We start from the raw sequence: 20782 nt of genomic DNA on the forward strand, positions 1-20782 counted from the left end.
AATATAATGTGGCGCAATTAGACGTAATTCTTTTAGAACACAAAAGGAAATACTATGCAAAGCCTTGCAATATCAGTAGGTGAGCGGTACTATCCCATACTAACTCTACCTGGTAGACCTAAAGCGATTTTGGATAGAACAGCTGCCGAAATTTATCAAACAGAGACAAAACAAGTAAATAGAGTTGTCCTTAGACACCGAGAGCGGTTTCCAAGTGACTTTTACTTCGAATTAACCCGAGAAGAAATAAGGCTTTTGAAAGAGGTGCCAATTTGGCACCTCTTCTGGGACAGAGGTTTTGCTCCCAAAGCTTTTACAGCAAAAGGGATGAATATGCTATCGACTTTGCTGAAGTCAGAAGTGGCGGTTAAGCGTTCGGTGGATATCATTCGTGCCTTTACAGAGCTAGAAAATACAGGTGTTCGAGATGACAAGTGGGATATTATTACGGCAAAGATAATCGCTGCTATTAACAATCGCTTGGATGATGTTCGCATATCTTTTGATCGAAGAATTACCTCTGTCGAAGATAGAATTGCAAATATAGAAAAAGAGTGTTCTGTTCAAATGAGTGAGGAGCGCGCAAACAGTAGTAGAATAGAAGAAATCCGCGAAGTCAATGTTTCCCTAACGAACTGTATTTCTAAAATGGAAGACGATTTGCTACAAATCAAAGATGAGTTTACAAAAGTCATTGTGGATAAAGACAACTTGCGTGTGGATAACTTTACGACTACCTCTCTAATCACAGAGAAAATGGATCTTACAGATAGAGAAAAACAAGTGGTTTGTTATGTGGAAAAACATGGGCGTATTACAAATAAAAACTACAGAGAATTGTTTGATATTCCAAGAAGAACGGCTCTTCGAGATTTGAATAGCTTGGTTAATAAAGGTGTTTTTGTAAAAGAAGGTAAAGGCAGAAGTGTACATTATGTCATGTCACATTTGCAAAACGAATCGAGATAGCACTTGGCGCAATTGTGGCGCAATTAATTTTGAGAATAGAAAGTACGGTGCAGTTTGTTTCTATTTTGTACTTTACGAGAAGTTAACCAAATAAAATACCACGTAATTATTAGGGGATTACTATGAGAAAATTTTTTATTACGGCTGTGATTTGCACCTTGTTAGGTACTGTAGTTTACGGTGAGACAATATCGGCAGCGAAGGGATCGAGTAAAAAGAGTGCTGCTCAGAAAGCGGTGCACAAAGCGATGATGAAATTTCTCGCAAAGAATCTGAAGGAGAATTTTAAGGCAAAGGAACGAGACATCAGTAAGTATGTCAAAAAGAATTGGCGTTCTTATTTAATGGGGACGCCGGAGATACTGCAATACTCCGAGAAAAGTCATCGTATTATCATTCGTTTGAAAATGAGAAAAGATTTACTTTTATATATCGTCAAGCAGACTTTTTTTCCTGAAGGTGATTCTCAAACAAGTGCTCAAAAAGAAAGCAACAAATCAAAATCAAAGGAAGAACCCAAGCCAAAGGAAGATCCAAAACCAAAGGAAGACGCAAAGCCAAAAGAAGACGTAAAACCTAAACGGGAAAAGAACAAGCCCAGAAGAATCAGGATGAAAAAATTTGCCAATCCAAAATATTCTTTTGTATATCCTGATGTTGTAAAGGTTGTTGACAGTCAAAAATTAACAACGGGATCACAGCCCGAACATCGTAGTGTCATACTTGTCGAAGGACGAAAGATATATGTGTTTATCCGTTGGGCAAAATTAAGCCGTAATTTTGTGGTAAAGTCAAAATCTGAAATTGTACGCAATATGATTGAATCGATAAAGAAACAACACAGTATAGATAAGATTACCTATAAGTCGTTAAATGGAAAACAGAATTTGCGCGGGAAAGAAGCAAAGCTTTACTACTTGCACGGGGAAAATGACAATAAAAAGTTTTGGGTGAAGGTGCTAACATATACAAAAAGACAAGTCGCATTGACCATTGAAATCGTTGTTGACCGGGTAGAGTATGCCAAAGATAAAAATCTACAACTTTTTTTAGATTCATTCAACAAGACATTCGACTTTAGAACATCGTAGATTTTGTGTCTATCGTTGCTGGAAAGCAACGATATATTATTATTGGAGTTAACCGTTCCGGCTTGAAGAAACCACGGATAACGAATATTGTAGTTAAATATAGATTTATATCAAATCGAAGTAAGTAAGAGAAAGTAATCGTTCGATCTCTTTTGGTAGCTTTGTTATTTTCGTGTTGCTCAAATTTAATTTAGTAAGCGAAGGCAGTAGCGCGATCTCTTTTGGCAACTCTGTTATTTTTGCACCATGTAAATCTAATTGAGTGAGAGAAGATAGTTGCGCGATCTCTTTTGGTAACTTTGTTATTTTCGTGTCATTCAAATTTAAGTGAGTAAGAGAAGGTAGTAACGCGATTTCTTTTGGTAATTCTGTTATTTCGGTGTTACGCAAATTTAAGCGAGCAAGAGAAGGTAGTAGCGCGATCTCTTTTGGTAACTTTGTTATTTTTGTGTCACTCAAATTTAATTGAGTGAGAGAAGAGAGTTGTCCGATCTCTTTTGGTAACTCTGTTATTTTCGTGTTGCTCAAATCTAATTGGGTGAGAGAATGTAGTTGCCCAATCTCTTTTGGTAACTTTGTTATTTCTGTGATACTCAAATCTAGTTCCGTAAGAGAAGAGAGTTGCCCAATCTCCTTAGGCAATTCTGTTATTTTGGTGTTGTATAAATTTAAGTAAGTAAGAGAAGTGAGTAGCCCGATTTCTTTAGGCAATTCTGTTATTGGTTCATGGGTCAAATTTAAGTGAGCAAGAGAAGTGAGTAGCCCGATCTCTTTTGGTAACTCTGTTATTTTGGCAAAAAAACAATGTAATTTAGTAAGAGAAGTGAGTAGCCCAATCTTTTTAGGCAATTTTTCTATACGTGTGTGAGTTAAATATAAGTGAGTAAGAGAAGGTAGTTGAAACATTTCTTTTGGTAATTCTTTTATTCTTGGGCCAGACAAATGTAATTCTGTAAGAGAGGTCAGTTGCCCGATTTCTTCAGACAACTCTGTTATTTCCAACCGAAAGCGATTAGAAAAATTACAATTGATAAATTGACAGTTTTTTATTTTTTGAAAATCAGCATCGGTACGAAAACTGCAATTTTCAAAAATACACCCCTCTATCTGAGAGGCTTTTTCTTTTAGAAAGAAAGCGCAGCCATAATATGAAGTGTTATTTTCTATTGTTTGTAGCGACTTCGATTTTACTTGCATTTTGAATATCCATTTTTCAGTGTAAATTTTATTGTAGTGACTTTTTCATAACAAGCTTTAGCATAATCTCATAAGATTTTTTGTCTAAAAATCTTCCACTGGTGAGCGATTGGCGTCTTCAGGACTGTGCTGTTTGGCCTTTTCTGCACCAATTAACGAAGCTCTTAGCTCAAAGGTTTCTTGGTTAATTTGTTCAACAATCGAAAAATTTGTTGTTGTGAATGGTGCGACGCGACTCAACAACTTGTCTATTCTGTGTAGTGAGGCTTCATTTTCTTCCTTCGACTGTTGTTGTGCGACGTTTGCGGCAAGTTCTAGCTTGTCAAATTGATGGCAAAGTAGTAGTAAATCATTTCCTGCCTTTAGGGCCATGTCTACGGCCTCTTTGTAATCGTAGTTCTCGATAATTGCTCCCATGTCCAAGTCGTCGCTGACGACCACACCTTCAAATCCCACATCTTCGCGAATGTAATTGTTGATTTTTTTAGATAGAGAGGATGGAACACCTGAGTTGTCCAAATGCGGATAAAAAGCGTGTCCGACCATGATCGAGTCGTAGTGGTCTTTGAGTTGGATATACGGCTGCCAATGGTTGTTGCGCATCTCTTCGTAGGTGGGGTGCATTGTGGGTAGTTGATGGTGGGGATCTATTTTTGCTTGGGAATAGCTCGGGAAATGCTTGGCACAACACAGAACATTACTTTGCTGTAATCCTGTGATAAAGGCTTGCGCATTTTGAATTACCGTGAGAAAGTCTTCACCCCAAGTGCGATTTTTTAGGGAGTTGTGCTGGTCTCCTTGGTAAGAAAGGTCTACTACAGGGCAGAGATCTAGATTGATATTCCATTGTTGTAGTAACTGACCGGTTAGTTTGCCGTGTTGGGTGATGTGATGTGTATTGCCATGGGTACGTAGTTCTAGTGCCGAAGGCGGTTCTACGCCTATTTCTCTCAGTCTTGCAACTCGTCCACCTTCTTGGTCAATAGCAATGAGTGGTGTTTTTAGAATGTCGTAAATTTCGGCGATGAGGTCGGCGAGTTGTTGTTGCGATTCGATATTGCGGCCAAATAGTATGACCCCTCCTGGCTGTATATCTTGTAAAATAGTTTTTTCTTCGTTGGTTAGTTTGGTTGTCGAGATACCTGTGATTAGACGCTTATGGGGGTTCATAAATACTCCATCATGAAGAGTTCTGTGTATACATGTTATTCTGAATATTATAGGGAAGCGGCTTGTAAAAAAATAGATTTTTTAGGAAAATGTAATATTCATGTAACACTTTGGAATGGAATCGAGTTATGACAGACAAAAAATATGGAGTGTCAACGACATTTGGTCGCTATCAACTTCACGAGGAGTTAGGGCGTGGTGGCATGGGCGTTGTTTATAAAGCGTATGATACACAATTGCGTTGTATTGTGGCGCTTAAAGTGATTTTAGGGAACAACCGAGAGGACTTGGAGCGCTTTTTTCGTGAAATCACCACAGTGGCCAAACTCAATCACCCGAATATTGTACGCTTTTATGAGTACGGTTATACTCCGCGTCCTTATTTTACGATGGAGTATGTCGAAGGAACGACTTTGACGCAACAAATCAAGGAACGCAACGTTTCCGAGGCATATTTAGTGGAAGTGATGATTTCTGTTTGTCAAGCACTACATTACATGCACAAAAATAAGATTACCCATCGTGATATCAAGCCCAGCAATATTATGGTGGGAAAAAACGGTGTAAAGGTGATGGATTTTGGTCTCGCACGACGTTCCGATGTGACAAAACAATTGTCAAAATCTGGGCAAATGCTCGGCACTTTACACTACATGGCCCCCGAGCAGGTAGAAGGACATACCGATATGAAAAGCGATATTTATGCGCTGGGGGCATCTTTGTACGAGTGTTTGACCTATCGTCCAGTATATCAGGGAGCATTGGAAATTAATGTGATCTACCAAATCACCAACAGTACACCCATTCCACCACGGCAATTAAATCCGGATATTTCTGTTTATTTGGAAGCCATTTGTCTGAAATGTTTACAGCGCAATCCACACAAAAGATACGGGAATTTTTTGCAGTTGGCTAAGGAATTTGAGAACTTCAAGGCTCATAAACCGATACTCGCCAAAAGATATACGTCTTGGGATTTGCTAAAGAATATTTTGTATAAGCACAAAGTGGTATGCAGTAGCATTGTCATTATTTTTGTGATATTGCTTGGGTCGTTGGTGGTGACAATGAATGCGCTCAATTATGCTGAGGGCGAAAAAGAAAAAGCGAAAAGTGCTCTCAATAAAGTGATGAAAGTACTAGATCACTCGTTACAACACCACAAGTCTCTACAAAAAGATAAGCGGTTTGCGCAGCTGTTTACGAATATTTTTGAAGATGTAGAACGGTATGGCGAAAATGAGGATTGGAGTTTTGTCAAAGCGTATGTGACGCAGATGACAGGACAAAAACAAAAGAGCATTGCCTATTACACAAAAGAAATAAAAAACAACACCGAGAACGTCGAGGCTTATAGTAACCGCGCAGGACTCTATGCAAGAAATAAAGAATATCAAAAAGCCTTTGCCGATTATGAAAAAGCTCTTGCCATACAACCAAAGAATCACAGTATTTATTTTAACCGCGCTGTTTTGTACATCGATACGCAAGAATATCAAAAAGCCACAGACGATTTGCAAAAAGTCTTAGATCTTGCGCCGAACAATGAGCGAGCGTACACCAATTTGGGAGTGGTGTATTTTGATTTGAAAAAATATCTGCAAGCAATGGCTTGTTATGACAAAGCCATTGACATAGCTCCACGAGCAGATACTCACCTCAATCGCGGACTCCTAAATGTACAAATGCGCCAACCAGAAAAAGCATTGGATGATTTTAATGCGGCGATTCGCTTAAAACCAAATTACGCCAACGCGTACTTCAATCGTGGTAACTTGTTTTTTCGTGACAAGAAATGGAATCTGGCGTTGACAGATTATACAAAGGCCCTGAGTTTGGACAGCAATAATGCGCTTTTGTATTACAACCGCGGAAGTTTATATGCGCAAACCAAGCAGGTGGATCTAGCTTTGGATGACTTTGCTAAGTCAATACAAATAAACCCTCGTTATGCACCGGTGTACAATCGTCGCGCCTATATTTACGCATACGAAAAAAAAGATCTCAAAAAGGCTTTTTCCGACTTTACAAAAGCGATAAATCTTGACAGGCAGTTTTTTGAAGCATACAAAAATAGAGGCCTTTTGTACTTTCGTCACAAGAAGTATTCTGAAGCCATTTCCGATTTCAAAAAGGCAACTTCTCTACATCCGGGTGATTGGTGGCCTTACTATGGTCTGCATCTCTGTTATCAGCAGCTACAAGACCTTCCCCTCGCAAATGAATATTTACAAAAAGCGCACGCTTTGAGAAAGTAACTAGTACTTGGGAACATTAGTTTTTAGTTTTCATTTGACAAAATTCCCAGAAGTCCCCATCCTCTATAGGTTGGGGATGAATGGGCATCTAAAATATTGCACAAAGATAAATTATGATTTATCTTTGTGCAAAGATCAATACTAAAAAAACAGAAGTGAGTACATAAGCCGTAAGTTTTGTTTGACTATCAAAAAATATAAAGATACAATGGATTTAGGAATAAAAATTATATTTTTGGAAAGTACATAAAACTCAAGGTGAAATAAAAATCGATGCTCAAGGTAAAAAAGATAAATTTTCGGACAAATAAGAGCGATTTACAACGACTGTTTGATTGCAATAGAATAAGTGCAAAAGTGTACAACGATTGTTTACAAATATCCAAAAACTACAGCAAGCAAACAGGAAAGTGGATAACGAAAACTGAGTTACAAAAAGCAACAAAACGTAAATATCCACTACATTCACAGTCGATTCAGGCAGTATGTCACAAATACCTCGATGCGCGAGATGCTGCACGCTCAGCCAGAGCAAAAGGTTACAATAATCGCTATCCGTGGCGAGAAAAAAATTACTTTTCAACGAAATGGACAAAAGATGGTTTTCGTATTTCAGAAGACAAAAAACGCATAACACTTTCTCTTGGAATCAAAGACCGAAAAAGACAAAAGTCAATAGTGGTAAGAGTAAAGAATTTACCACAAGGTAAGATAAAAGAAATCGAATTGGTGTATAACAAAAAACTGATGCTTGCTGTGTGCTTTGAAGATGGAAAAAAAATATTGGCAAACAACAGCACACAAGTTGCAGCGATTGACATGGGTGAAATTCACTCGATTGCTAGTGTGAGTGAAACAGGAAAATCGCTCATCATTACCGCACGAGAGTTACGCTCCATCAAGCGCTTGCGCAACAAAAAATATCGAGAGATATACAAAAAGCTTGCCCGGAGAAAAAAAGGCTCAAGAAGGTGGAAGAAGCTTAAGCGAGCGATGCACTCTATTGCTGGAAAAATGAGTGCACAACAAAACGATATTCTGCACAAAACTAGTCACAACTTTGTCAAGTGGGCAAAAGAAAACAATATCAAAACAGTTGTTGTGGGAGATGTAGAGGGTGTACAACGCAACACATCTGGTCGCAAGAAAGCAAATCCCAAGAAAAAACGACGTTCCCGAAAAATAAACCAGAAGCTAAGCCAATGGTCATTTGGCTTGCTACTCTCTTATCTCACTTACAAACTTGCAGCAAACCCAATAGAACTTGTCAAAGAAAATGAAGCATGGACAACGCAGACATGTCCTGTCTGCAACCGCAAGAAGAAGTCTCGCGGTAGAGTATATTCTTGTTACTGTGGTTATCGCGAACATCGTGATTTACATGGAGCACGTAATATACTTTCGCTGTATAAGTATAAAGTGATTAAAAATCTTGATATTAAAATTGATGAAATCAAGTATCTACGGCCTGCCGCAAGTGGCAAAAGTAGTAGAAAGCTTTGTTCCGAGCCTGTTAGGAGAGTCAGGTTATAAGTCTGACTCACTTGTACTAACAGTTGTCGGGAGTACTGATGGAATAGTGGCATCCTTTGTAGATGAGTTTATCCTTGTGGATAAACGCCCATTTATTACCTGATGTATACTTCTTGAAATCTCTTGCTTTTGGAAGCCCCGGCTTCTTCAAGCCGGGGAGGGTTCACGAGTTAGGTTTTACTAGTGTACGATTATTATTTTTTCGTGGTAAATAGTCGACATTTTCCCTTATTGTTGTATAATATATGTTGTGACGTGCATTTGTTGAACACTAAAAAACTATTTGAGACCGTAGGGGAATGCAATGGAAATTCAATATCGTTTAAAGAAAGATGGAAAATTTGTCGGTTATTCACGCGAAATTGGTACACGTTATTTTTTTTCGAAAGATGGCTTTTGGTGGAACGGTAGCGAAATTGACTATGACGATAAAGATTTATTCACCGGAGTCAAAGATCGCAATCGCAACAAAATTTTTGTGGGCGATGTTGTCGAATGGCAAAGCCAGCAAAACGTGCAGCGTGGCATTGTCGTCTTTGGGCAAGATCAAAACTGTGTGATTGAAAACAACATCACCCAAGAAATCATCCCCTTATTTTTTGAAGGAGAGATGGTGGCTTTTGATAACAGTCTTGTCGTCGTTGGTTATGTAAACTCTACAGAGCATCTGTAACATTTTACTTTTTACCAATATGTTGTTTGATGAGAAGAAGGTGCGCGTGTATTTGTGGGTCTTGGATAAATGGAGTTAGGTTTGGAAAAGTTTTTTGCAAATAATGTTTCGTTATCCACAGATGATTTCGGACCAAACTCATGCGTCGGTTTTTTCGTAAAGCGTATAATAAGTTCTGACGTGCCATTTGTGTGTCGATTTGCAACTGTTGTGAGTCCTTCCCTTGTCTTTTCGCTGCAGCAACTTTTCTGATGAACAAATCAGCAAGAAAAGCGCCGTAAAAATCTTTGCGAAACTTCAAAAGTAAATATTTTCCAATGGCGATCGCTTGATCGTGATTTCCTATTTTACTGTGAAGTTTTGCTAAACGAGACAGCAATCTTGCTGTGGTGAGTTCTGATAAATTTGGCAAAAATTTTTCTGCCAAATGCGCCTTTTTTTGCGATAAGTAGATTTCTGCCAGTTCGATTTTATAGCGCGGGTAATCTGGTTCTAAATCAATGGCTTTTATTAAATCAGTGATCGCGGCGTGCGTTTTTTTCATATGACGATAAATGATAGCTCTTTCGTAATAAAATCTGGGTATGTAATTTAAAAAACGTTCGTGGTCCCATTGTGCGTTTTGCGACAAGTTGATGGCATATGTTAACCATTTTACAAACTTTTTTTTCCGAGGGTGTTTGACTAAAAAAGTCAAGTATTTTTGGTAGTCATCTTCTACCGATTTATGAATATGCGCTTGGGAAAAAATTGTCTTCTTGCCAATGGTGGATCTCAATATACTGTAGAAACCAAGTGCCGCTCCCAAACGTTGCTCATCACCCAACGACTTGACTTGTTGATAAATGTTGTCGCGCTCTTCAGGAGAGAGTAATACTTTTGCCGCCATCGCATTTTTGTATATTTGCGGATTTTGTGACTCTAGGCATTTGTTGACGAAAGCCCATTTTTTTTGAATACTCGTTCTTTTCACAATCAAATCAATAAACGGTTTGTCGATTACCGCTTGTCTCATACACACCAAGATGCAGTTGTGGAGGTGTTTTTGCTTTTCAATGATATCTAGACGATAATGGCCTAAAAAACCGAAAAACCAGCACGCCCACTGACTCAATAGTGGATTGGAATTTTGCAAAATGACGGGAAGTTCGTGTTGCATTTGGTAAAGGCGCTTTCTGTTTTTCATTTGGCCGCTCGGACTAAATGCGCGTACAAAATTAGCTAGCACATATGCATAAATCTGAATGAAAGCCTTCCTCTTGGGATTGTATATAAAAAGGTTTTGTATTTTTTTGTAGTCGCGATTTTTACTGCAATATGCATATAGAGCGCTCAAACCTACATGATTCTTTTTTTCGCTGAGTTTTTGTAAAATGTGTGCGAAATCTTTTTCCACTAAATAATCGTAAATATTTACAAAAAGAAGGACCACAGACTGCACTTTGGGGCTCGGATCACGCAACCCTTGTTTGTATTTACCGATGATTTTCTTACGGTTGTATTTTTTTTGGGGAGTTATCCAAAAATAATAGTGGGCAAAGGCGCGATAATTTTCATTGTCGCTGTTGTAATCCTTGTCGTTTTTGTAATCCATGCTTCTTAGTAAAATTTTTTTCGCTTTGGGATTTTTCGATATTGAAAAAATACTCGCGGCAGCGTACAACCGAACGCGTACGTTGTTGCTTTCTAACAATGGTATGATCGTTTGCAATAATAGTTTGTTGTTTTTTGCCGATGTGTGTTTGTGGGTATTGTTGTGGCGATCTGTGTCGTAGACAAAAGCGTTTTTGGCGACAAGAGCACAAATGAATGAATAGTCTTTTCGCGTATGGTCCACTACATTTAAATGATGAAAAGCTTCCGTGTCTTTGTGAATTCCTGCTTCACGTAAGACACTCACCGCAATGATGGCACCTACGATATCGCTTTTTTCTTGGAGGTACTTTTGTGACAATCTTTCCAACTCTGCAAAGTGAGTCAATTTTAAGAGTGCTTTTGCGGCAAGATAACGAAGATCTGCATCTATGCGGTGATCGTTTGCGACTTTTGCCAAATGTTGTTGATCTTCCTCTTCAAAAATGAGTATGTCATCATGGAGATACGAGTAAGCCATTTTGTGGTAGAGTGCAAAGTCTTGCTCGCGTGTTTTTTCCAGGTCAATATTTTTTCCCATCATTAAGATTTTTTGTCGTTTTTCCCCAGAGAATTTTCGCGATAATTTACGTATTTCTCGTTGCAATTGTGGATGGTAACGTAGGCTAAAAAGACCTTGGAATGCTTTATTATAAACTGTGTTGTCGTGATCTGATCGTACGTGGTTTTTTTGCATTTTGACGATTTGCGATATTTTTCGCAAAAGTGGGAGGATTTTTCCTTCATTTTTTCTGGCAGCGCATCGCTTTGTATATTCTTTGACATACTTTTTCTCGATCTCGGTAAAATGAGTCGCGAAAAGATCGGGAGGGGAGACTTTGATGGTTTGGTTGATCATATATTTCAAAAAAGACATACTGTTTTCTTGTAAAGAGGGTAGTTTTTGTAATAGCTGCATTAATAGATCGATCGCTTGAATGTTTACGCCGCTAATTTCTATGGATTTGGTCAATACTTTGTGAGCAGAAATGTACTTGTGTTGGCGAAAATAAGTTTCTCCTAACAGAGCGTAGTATTTTCCTTTGTTGGGGTTGCGATCGATACATTGTTGAAAACATTCTGCGGCATTTTTTAAGTATTGCGATTTTTTTTCTTTGCTCACCTCCGACCCCATTAGATAGTATCTTCCCAAATTATCTAAAATTTCAGGGTTATCGGGTGCGCTTTTTTGAACTTGTTGCAAACTCTCTATTGTTTTTTTAAGACTTTGAATATTTATATCTTTTTGTTGTGACCTCTCATAACGGCAGCGCGCTATGTGGAGAACTAACTGTACATCGGGTGTTTGAGATTGAGATTGTGCTTTTTCTAAGAACTGTAGAGCAATGGAGTATTTTCCTTTTTGATAATAGAGAATACCTGTGTAATGAAGTTTTTTGATGCGTACCGCAGAGGTTGGCTCTGGTAGTTTGTCTATTTTTTTGAGTTTTTGTTTTGCATAATATACTTCCATAATCGCTAAGATTGTGGGAACGTCTGGGGAAAGCTTTTGGAAGTGTTTTTCATATAGTTGTTGAGCTTCGTCATATTGTTTTGAATTTCCATAAGTGATGACGAGCTTTTGGGCGATCTTCTGTTGGATGTCGCTATTTTCGCTATTGCGATAAATTGTTAGCAGAAGATCTTGCGCTGCGACGTACAAACCTTGATTGATTAGACGTTCTGCCCTTACCAAGGGTGTGATTTTTATTTGTGGAGTCTTGTTCTCGAAAAAATTGCGATATACAATCAAAATTGTAAATATAAAAAGAACTGCCGAAGCAAGGTGAAACACTTTTCTTAATCGAGTATAGAAACGGAATGATCTCGCGGAAACTTTTTGTGAAGATAAAAAGTTGTGGAGGTCATCGGCTAAAACTTTGGCATTGGTATAGCGTTTATTTTGCGGTGCCGTAGCTTTTAAAAACACACTCTCTATGTCTTTGGAAATAGTGGGCACGTGTTGTGATAAAGGGATGATGTTTCTCGTTTGCAAATTGAATAAAATTTCAATTGCAGATTCTCCTTTGATCATATGTGTGTCAGCAATCATTTCGTATAGAATAGCCCCTAGTGCATATACGTCAGTGCGTGCATCGATTTGGTGGCGTCCTTGCATTTGCTCCGGTGACATGTAGCGCGGCGTTCCTATGATATCTCCTGTTTTTGTTAGTTTGTGATCTTGCACTTGGATACTTTTTGCCAAACCAAAATCCATGACAATAGGATGCCGTTGTTGTGTAACGATGATATTCGCGGGTTTAATATCGCGATGGACGATCTTTTTCGTGTGTGCGTAGTGCAGTGCACGAGCGATGGACTCTAGTAGATGCAGTTTTTCTTCCAAGGACAAGCATTGTTTTTTGAGGAAAACATCGAGTGTTTCACCACAAATATATTCCATGACAATGTACATGTGATTGTTTACAAATCCTACCTTGTAAACTTTGATAATATTGGGGTGGTTTAATTGCGCTGATAATTGCGCTTCGCGTAAAAATCTCTTTTTGGTAACCTGTTGATGAGTCGTCGTAGAGATGAATTTTATAGCAACTGTGCGTTGTGAATTTTTTTCCAACGCTTTGTAAACCTCTCCCATACCTCCTTGTCCCAATTTTTCGGTGATTTGGTATGCAAAATGTTCAGGCAATTGTGTCATATCATTGGTGTCGGTCAATAAGTTGTCCATCTTTTTTCCTAAAATGCAGTGCGCGATTTGAAATATTAAGTAGTGGAATAGAGCAATACACCGCAAGACAAAACGGGGAGTGCGAAATCTCCCCAGATGTCACGGGGAAAGTTTACTGCGCGTCTTTCTTCCATTTCTTAAATTCACTTTGCCAGTTTTTCTGGTACTCTTGCCAGTTCATGACAGGTAAAATTTCGTCGTGGAGGTATAGCCAATTCGGATCTTTTTCGGTGGTAATCTCTACCGGATACTCTTTGTCGTTTTTTTGTGCGATGCGTAGTAAGCACTCTTCAGCATTGTATGTGTAAAAAATCCACTGATACCCGCCGTCGAAAATCTGTACGGCAGTGAGTATCGCTAAATGATCCTTCTCCCAAATTTTGCAGATTTTTTTCTCAAATGCATCCAGTTTTTTTTGTTCTTTTTTGCTGGGCAAAGCTCCGGAACCTTCTTCCGCATATTCCCAAAAAACGTTTAAATGATACTGATAATTTTTTGTTTCTCCTTGTTGAAGAATGGGGGTGCGGAAACGCAGGTAAAATTTTCCTTTGTCGGTTTCCCCTTCAAAATTAGCCCAGTTGTCGTATTTGGCAAATTCGATGGGGGCAATGTATGGTTTTTTTAATATTTTCTGCAAACGATGTGGGTAGTCGGTGATGATGGCGTCTACACCGACTTCCTTTAATGCGCGCATGTGTTCTACGTCGTTTACTGTCCATACATTTAGAGAGATATTTTCATCGCGCAGTTCTTGGATATACGGATGCTTGGGAATTTTTTTGTTTTTCTGATAATACTCCGAGTTAATGCCTATCGCATCTAGAACATCCAAACATGAAATATTATAAGCTTCGGCATCGAGATATTGACAATAAACATGTGGATCATATAGCTTTTCACGAACTAAAACCGCTGTGGCGATGTGCGGATTTATTTTTTTTGCCTCGGCGAGTTCATGGTGGTCAAAACAAGAAATAATGACTTGTGACACCATGTTTAGCTTTTCGACGATGGCAATCACTTTTTGCGTAATATTAGGGTAATTACGTGGTAGTTGTTTAATTTCGATATTTGTTAAGCTCTTGTATTCTTTTACTTTTTCCACCACTTCTTCGAGGGTGGGTATGGTAATTTCGGTTTTGTAGCGTTCTATATCTTTTTTGCTTATGTATTTGCGTTTTTCGTTTGCAGTAAATGACTGCAAGAAAAGTGTTCGTTCATGCGGTGGTTTTTGCAACTCGTCGCTAAACCACTTTCCTACATTCAGTGTTTTTAATTGCTTTAGTGTAAAATCACTAACAAAAAAAGACTTACGCCGCGGAAACTTCTCCTGTACATCGCTACATTCGCGTAAATCGTGGTCGTGAACAACAACAGGAATACGATCTTTGGAGAGGTGGACATCTATTTCTACCATGTCGACACCTAATTGTAGTGATTTTTCTACTGCGGCAACGGTATTGGGTGGCCCATAAGCTCTTCCTCCACCGTGAGCCACTACCAGAGGGTTTTTGTGCATGCTATTTTCCTAATAAGAAGATCAAAGGCACAAAGAGTCTTTTGGCCCAGTATTTTTCGCTGTGTTTTCCATCCTCGTCGACGAAGTGATACAAATTCTCTTTGTCTTTGTAACCATGTTCCTTTAGTGCGGTGCGCATACGCAGCATTTGTTGCTTACCATCGGAATCATCACCACTATCTATGTAAATTTGGAGCATAGGGGCATGGGTAGTGCTTTTTACTTTTTGTAGTTGGTTTTCGTTGTTCCACCAAAAACTACTCGATAAACAACCAACGCCTCCAAAAGTTTCGCTTCGTGTCCAGCCAGCATAAAAACTAATGAGCCCGCCCAGGGATGATCCCATAAGCATACAGTTGTCTTTACCCTGTAAGGTTCGGTATTTTTCGTTGATAAATGGCATTACTTCCGTGGCGATAAAATCTAAGTACTTTTCACCATCACCACCACCGTATTTGGCATCAGAACTTGGAGTATACTCTCTTAGACGACTTGCGCCGGTATTGTCCATGCCCACAACAATCGCTTCTTTTATCTTACCTTGAACAATAAGTGTGTTCATATTTTCGTCAACTTGCCACTCTACGCCACCAAAAGCCGTAGATGCTTCAAAAAGGTTTTGTCCATCGTGCATGTAAAGCACCGGATACTTTTTTTGGAGATTTTCTTCATAACTAGGTGGCAAGTAAATACGTAGAGTTCTTTGATTATTTAGAATGGCGGAAGAAAAATTGGCAATTTTTTGTAGTTTTCCGGTTTTTTGGTGAAAGAAGGGATAAATGTGTACTTCTTTGCGTTCCCCTACTTGATAGTTTGCGCCGATCGACCATACTTCATCATTGATAAGCGGCTTAAAAGAGAAATTTTGTTCAGGGGTTGTGAATTTCCATAAAGTGGCGGAAACAGATTGGGCTTTTACACCTTTCTCCCAATTTAGAGAGTTAGCATCGCCGCGAATAGAAATATGATTTCCCCATTTTGCATCATAGTGTACGTAGATTTCGGCACTGTGAACGAACAGCGCACCACATAGCACCAGCAGTAATGATAAAAATTTTGTCATTATTCTCCCCTGTGTGTAGAAAAAAAGTTGACTTTTTAGGTAAATTTGATATGCTCCACAGAATCTCATCGAAACTGTGGATCTTCCACATTTCTAAAATTTTAAGAAAAATTACGATAAACACAATGTAATTTTGTTCTATAATTAAGAATTATTTGGTAGTACCTTTTTATAAATACAAAAAATGGTATGAAAAATACCCTTTGTATTTTCTAGTTTTCTCACAATTTGTATTTCGATCTTCGTCGTGATTTACGACGATTGTGACGACAATTTATGGTGCTTCCGCTGTATTTAAACTCTCCTCAAGGAACTCCTCGTTACAATGTTGTCTGGGTAAGTGTATTTATACATTTATTTTGACGTGAAATTGTAATCTCTCCTTTCTTTCAAACCACAATACAAAATGAAAGGTAAAAAACATGGCACGAAAAAAAGAAGATGTTCGTTTGAAAGTAAAAATGGTTAGCTCTGAAACTGGCTATTTCTACACAACAGAAAAAAATAGACGCAAAACGCCTGGAAAGTTGGAGCTCAGAAAATACGATCCAATTGCGCGAAAACACGTCATATTTAAAGAGAAAAAATTGTAGTATGTTTTCCACTGAATAAATTGGAATCACCATAGGTCGGAAAATAATTTTTGATCTATGGTTAATTTTATGGATTGATTTTATGGATATACAAGAACTTGCAAAAAAATTGCAACAAGAAGGTGTAGATCAAGGAAAAGAAGAAGCTCAAAAAATTATTGCATCTGCCCAAGAAGAAGCCGCAAAGATCCAAAAAGAAGCTGAGGAAAAAAAACAAGCGCTTATTAAAGAAGCGCAACAAGAAGCAGACAAGATCCTTGAAAGCGGCAAACAAAATTTGCAACTGGCTGCCCGTGACGTTACCTTGCAGTTAAAAAAAGATGTTGAACAAATCTTCCACAATCTCTTAAACAAACAAGTCAAAGAAAACCTTGCAAAAGCTGATATCGTAAAAGACTTGCTCCAAAACCTCATTTCTCAGTATACACAAAAAAGCGGACATAGTCTCAAAATAGAAATTCCACAAAAATTATCAACGGACTTAGAGTCGTGGTTGGTATCCGAAGTCAAAGCTACTTGTGAAAAAAGTGATAATTTAGCCGGTTTTCTGGTTCATGATCCTGATGGTGGGTGTATTGAAGTTACGAATGATTCTGTTCAAGACGCCCTGACTCCTCATTTAAGTGATATGGTAAAGGGTCTTCTCACTCAGGAGAAATAACTTGAAAAAATACTATCTTTTAGCGTCGCTTCCCCCTCTATCGTTCGTTTACAACGAACAGCCAGCGATTTCTATACAGAAGTTTTGGCAAAAAGTACTTGAAGAGAATGCCAGCATTGCAGAGTTAGTGCGCAGCATTCTACTACAACAAGATATTGCCAATATGGAAAAAATTGCCAACGGTTATGTACCAGTATTTTCTGGAACCATTGCTTTGGAAAAACTTCAAAAAGCAAAGAGTGACACAAATTTACTTCGCGATGATGTACCTCAAAACGTTTGGGAAAATTTGTCGTTTGAGAAGTGGCAATCTAACGTATGGGTTCATTTATACAACTACCAAAACGAAATGGCACATAAATACAATAGCTGTGCAAAAGATTGGTTAGAGTGGGAAGTAGGCTTACGTAAATATTTGGCAAATGCACGCGCAGAGTCACTAGGTACATCTCTTTCGGGAAATTTGCTTGTAAAAGCGTTGGAAATAGACAGCCCTTTTGATTACCAAAGAATAGTCAATGACTATCACAAGCAAACTTCTCCACTAGAAAGTGAAAAACTTTTAGATCTCGAGCGTTGGAAATTTGCTGATTCCCTTGCGGTACCTTATTCTTTTTCAGACGATGAAATTGTGGTATATGCTATTAAATTACTCATTTTAGAGCGATGGTGGGCTATTTCTCAATCGCAAATAGATATTTTTGAAAAGGTGGCCAATGGCTGATACTAAAGGAAAAATAGTTGCTATCTACGGAAACTTGGTGACTGCCGAAGTAACAGGTAGTGTACGACAAAATGCCGTGGCGTATTGTTGCCGTAGTCGAGATGGCGTAAAACTAAAAGCAGAAATTATTCGCCTACGAAATCAATATATTGATATGCAGGTCTTTGAAGCGACGAGAGGTTTACAAGTCGGAGATGAAGTAGAGATTACCTCCGGACTCTTATCGGTAACTTTAGGTCCTGGACTTTTAGGGCAAACATACGACGGTTTACAAAATCCCTTGCCGCAGCTTGCGGAAGAATGTGGATTCTTTTTAAAATCAGGTGTATACAAAGATCCACTTAATAAAGAAGTTAAATGGAAATTTACCCCGAGCAAAAAAGTGGGAGATACCGTAAGCGCCGGAGACTATCTGGGGTCGGTTCCTGAGGGAATCTTTACCCACCAGATTATTGTGCCGCCGTCTTTTTTCGGAGAACTAACGATTGAAAAAATTGCCAAAGAAGGCGAATATACAATCGAAGAAAAAATTGTCACCCTAAAAGACAGTAGCGGGGCAAGTCATGAGCTAGGAATGAGCTACGAGTGGCCTGTAAAACTTCCGATGAAGGGATACAAGGATCGTTTGTTACCTACAGAACCACTGACTACAAAACAACGAATTATCGATTCGTTTTTTCCTATATGTAAAGGTGGTACATACTGTATTCCTGGGCCATTTGGTGCAGGTAAAACTGTAATGCAGCAAATTACCAGTCGCCACGCAGAAGTAGACGTGGTAATTGTTGCGGCATGTGGAGAACGCGCGGGAGAGGTTGTGGAAACACTTCGTGAGTTTCCGGAGTTAACAGACCCTAAAACCGGTCGTCCTCTTATGGAAAGAACGATTATTATTTGTAACACAAGTTCTATGCCTGTTGCGGCCCGTGAAGCATCTGTATACACCGGAATTACTCTTGCCGAGTATTACCGTTTAATGGGGTTAGATGTTCTTCTTCTTGCAGACTCTACTTCGCGTTGGGCACAAGCACTACGTGAGATGAGTGGACGTTTGGAAGAAATTCCTGGAGAAGAAGCATTCCCTGCGTATCTAGAATCAGTAATTGCGAGTTTTTACGAACGTGCTGGTCTCGTAGAATTGCGTAGCGGAGAAAAAGGTTCTGTGACTGTAGGTGGAACTGTGAGTCCTGCGGGTGGAAACTTTGAAGAACCTGTGACTCAGGCAACACTAAAAGTTGTAGGGGCTTTCCACGGATTGTCACGTGCACGTGCGGATGCGCGAAGATTCCCATCGATGGATCCTATTGAGTCTTGGAGTAAGTACCAAGGCAGCATAAGCGAAGATGACGTTGCGTTTGCGAAAAACATATTACGCAGTGGTAACGAAGTGGGACAGATGATGACAGTTGTTGGTGAAGAAGGTGTGAGTATCGATGACTTTATCTTATTTTTAAAGTCCGAACTTCTAGACCGCGTGTATTTACAGCAAAATGCGTTTGACGATATTGATGCTGCATGTTCTCTCGATAGACAGAAACACACCTTCTCCGTGCTACTTGAGGTTTTGAATCACCAGTTTAGCTACGAGTCGAAAGACGCGGCGCGAACGGGCTTTTTCCAATTGCAAGAAGCATTCCTTAACTGGAACTTAACCGAGTGGGAATCACAGGCTTTTAAAGACCAAGAAAGTAAGGTAAAGGGACTACTATGAGAAAAGTGTACACGAAAATCAACAGTATCGCGGGAAACGTAGTTACCCTGAATGCCGACAATGTGAGTTATGAAGACTTGGCCATCGTCGAAAGTGGTCATGGTACTTCTCTTGCTCAGGTAGTAAAACTGAATCATGATGAAGTTTCGCTACAGGTTTTTCAAGGTACAAAAGGTGTCTCTACCGGAGATAAGGTTCGTTTTCTCGGCCATCCGATGCAGGTTTCTTTCTCGGAAAACTTACTCGGGAGAGTTTTTACCGGAAGTGGTAAACCGCGCGATAACAAAAGCGATTTACAAGACAACATGATCGAAATTGGTGGTCCTAGTGTAAATCCATCGAAGAGAAAAATACCGGAAAACATGATTCGTACCGGTATTCCGATGATCGATGTATTTAATACTCTAGTTGAGTCACAAAAACTTCCCATTTTTTCTATTCCTGGTGAGCCGTACAACGAACTTTTAGCGCGTATTGCTCTTCAAGCAGAAGCAGACGTAATTGTCTTTGGTGGGATGGGACTAAAACACGATGACTATCTAAATTTCCGCAATACATTCGAAGAAGGTGGAGTACTACACCGTTCGATTCTTTTTGTTCACACCGCCGCAGATCCACTTGTGGAATGTTTGATGGTTGCCGATATGGCGCTTGCGGTTGCGGAAAATTTTGCGGTAGAGAAAAACATGCGTGTTCTGGTTCTTCTAACAGACATGACCGCTTTTTCCGATGCGTTGAAGGAAATCGCAATTACCATGGAACAGATACCTAGTAACCGTGGGTATCCCGGTGACTTGTACTCGCAACTTGCCATGCGTTATGAAAAAGCCGTTGACTTCGAAGGTAGTGGTTCTGTAACTACATTGGCGGTAACCACTATGCCTGGGGATGACGTAACACATCCCGTACCGGATAACACCGGATATATTACCGAAGGGCAGTTTTATTTGCGTAATGGTTGGATTGAACCTTTTGGTTCCTTAAGCCGCTTAAAACAAATGGTAAATGGTAAGACGCGTGATGATCACCGCGATATCATGACCGCTTGTATTCAGTTATACGCAAAATGTAAAGAAAGTCGCGAAAAGCAGTCTATGGGTTTTATGATGTCAGCATGGGATGAAAAACTTCTTCGCTACGGTGAACGTTTCGAAAAAGAAATGATGTCTCTATCAGTTAACTTGACGTTAGAAGAAGCTCTTGATGGTTGCTGGAAAATACTCAGCAGTATTTTTGAACCACAAGAAGTGGGGATATCAAGTAAATTAGTAGAAAAATATTGGCGTTCAGGTGAGTAAC

15 protein-coding genes are annotated in these 20782 nt (G+C 39.2%); 10 read left to right on the forward strand and 5 right to left on the reverse strand.

The features are described from left to right. The first annotated feature begins 54 nt into the window (after positions 1-54). On the forward strand, positions 55-969 hold the full coding sequence (locus UABAM_RS18260; protein ID WP_151969447.1) for an ORF6N domain-containing protein: 915 nt from the start codon (positions 55-57) through the stop codon (positions 967-969). A gap of 122 nt (positions 970-1091) precedes the next feature. Beyond that, positions 1092-2060 carry a hypothetical protein gene (locus tag UABAM_RS18265; RefSeq protein WP_151969448.1) on the forward strand — a complete coding sequence of 323 codons (969 nt, stop codon included), beginning with the start codon at positions 1092-1094 and terminating at the stop codon, positions 2058-2060. Positions 2061-2165: 105 nt separating this feature from the next. Here the strand turns inward: UABAM_RS18265 and UABAM_RS18270 are convergent, their stop codons facing one another. Together UABAM_RS18270 and UABAM_RS18275 are read right to left on the reverse strand one after the other, a co-directional pair. Then, positions 2166-3257: a leucine-rich repeat domain-containing protein gene (locus tag UABAM_RS18270; protein ID WP_151969449.1), complete on the reverse strand. Its 1092-nt coding sequence runs from the start codon at positions 3255-3257 to the stop codon at positions 2166-2168. An 84-nt stretch (positions 3258-3341) separates the two neighbouring features. Next, positions 3342-4427 carry a glycoside hydrolase family 3 N-terminal domain-containing protein gene (locus tag UABAM_RS18275; RefSeq protein ID WP_151969450.1) on the reverse strand — a complete coding sequence of 362 codons (1086 nt, stop codon included), beginning with the start codon at positions 4425-4427 and terminating at the stop codon, positions 3342-3344. A 128-nt stretch (positions 4428-4555) separates the two neighbouring features. Between UABAM_RS18275 and UABAM_RS18280 the strand changes: the two genes are divergently transcribed. The 3 genes from UABAM_RS18280 to UABAM_RS18290 all read left to right on the forward strand — a co-directional run bounded on the left by UABAM_RS18280 (position 4556) and on the right by UABAM_RS18290 (position 8891). Then, positions 4556-6685, forward strand: coding sequence for a serine/threonine-protein kinase (locus UABAM_RS18280; protein WP_151969451.1), 2130 nt, complete (start codon positions 4556-4558; stop codon positions 6683-6685). 273 nt (positions 6686-6958) lie between these two features. Beyond that, positions 6959-8218: an RNA-guided endonuclease InsQ/TnpB family protein gene (locus UABAM_RS18285; RefSeq protein ID WP_151969452.1), complete on the forward strand. Its 1260-nt coding sequence runs from the start codon at positions 6959-6961 to the stop codon at positions 8216-8218. A gap of 304 nt (positions 8219-8522) precedes the next feature. Further along, a complete protein-coding gene (locus tag UABAM_RS18290; protein ID WP_151969453.1) occupies positions 8523-8891 on the forward strand; it encodes a hypothetical protein in 369 nt (122 codons plus the stop codon). Positions 8892-8895: 4 nt separating this feature from the next. Here UABAM_RS18290 and UABAM_RS18295 read toward each other — a convergent pair whose 3' ends face one another. From UABAM_RS18295 to UABAM_RS18305, 3 genes are all read right to left on the reverse strand, one after another. Continuing rightward, positions 8896-13212 carry a serine/threonine-protein kinase gene (locus UABAM_RS18295; protein WP_151969454.1) on the reverse strand — a complete coding sequence of 1439 codons (4317 nt, stop codon included), beginning with the start codon at positions 13210-13212 and terminating at the stop codon, positions 8896-8898. Between the two features lie 112 nt (positions 13213-13324). Beyond that, positions 13325-14731 carry a DUF695 domain-containing protein gene (locus UABAM_RS18300; RefSeq protein WP_151969455.1) on the reverse strand — a complete coding sequence of 469 codons (1407 nt, stop codon included), beginning with the start codon at positions 14729-14731 and terminating at the stop codon, positions 13325-13327. Position 14732: 1 nt separating this feature from the next. Further along, complete coding sequence (locus UABAM_RS18305) at positions 14733-15794, reverse strand: alpha/beta hydrolase (RefSeq protein ID WP_173013402.1); 1062 nt, start codon at positions 15792-15794, stop codon at positions 14733-14735. Positions 15795-16216: 422 nt separating this feature from the next. Between UABAM_RS18305 and rpmG the strand changes: the two genes are divergently transcribed. The 5 genes from rpmG (at position 16217) to UABAM_RS18330 (ending at position 20781) form a co-directional block, all read left to right on the forward strand. Next, positions 16217-16387, forward strand: coding sequence for a 50S ribosomal protein L33 (rpmG, locus tag UABAM_RS18310; protein ID WP_151969457.1), 171 nt, complete (start codon positions 16217-16219; stop codon positions 16385-16387). A gap of 82 nt (positions 16388-16469) precedes the next feature. Continuing rightward, a complete protein-coding gene (locus UABAM_RS18315; RefSeq protein WP_151969458.1) occupies positions 16470-17048 on the forward strand; it encodes a hypothetical protein in 579 nt (192 codons plus the stop codon). 1 nt (position 17049) lies between these two features. Continuing rightward, complete coding sequence (locus UABAM_RS18320; protein WP_151969459.1) at positions 17050-17772, forward strand: DUF2764 family protein; 723 nt, start codon at positions 17050-17052, stop codon at positions 17770-17772. Next, positions 17765-19483, forward strand: coding sequence for a V-type ATP synthase subunit A (locus UABAM_RS18325; protein ID WP_151969460.1), 1719 nt, complete (start codon positions 17765-17767; stop codon positions 19481-19483). Before UABAM_RS18320 ends, UABAM_RS18325 begins: the two co-directional genes overlap by 8 nt. Continuing rightward, positions 19480-20781 carry a V-type ATP synthase subunit B gene (locus UABAM_RS18330; protein WP_151969461.1) on the forward strand — a complete coding sequence of 434 codons (1302 nt, stop codon included), beginning with the start codon at positions 19480-19482 and terminating at the stop codon, positions 20779-20781. The genes UABAM_RS18325 and UABAM_RS18330 overlap by 4 nt, the downstream gene beginning before the upstream one ends. Position 20782 lies beyond the last annotated feature (1 nt).

The sequence above is a fragment of the Candidatus Uabimicrobium amorphum genome, assembly GCF_009002475.1.
GTDB lineage: Bacteria > Planctomycetota > Uabimicrobiia > Uabimicrobiales > Uabimicrobiaceae > Uabimicrobium > Uabimicrobium amorphum.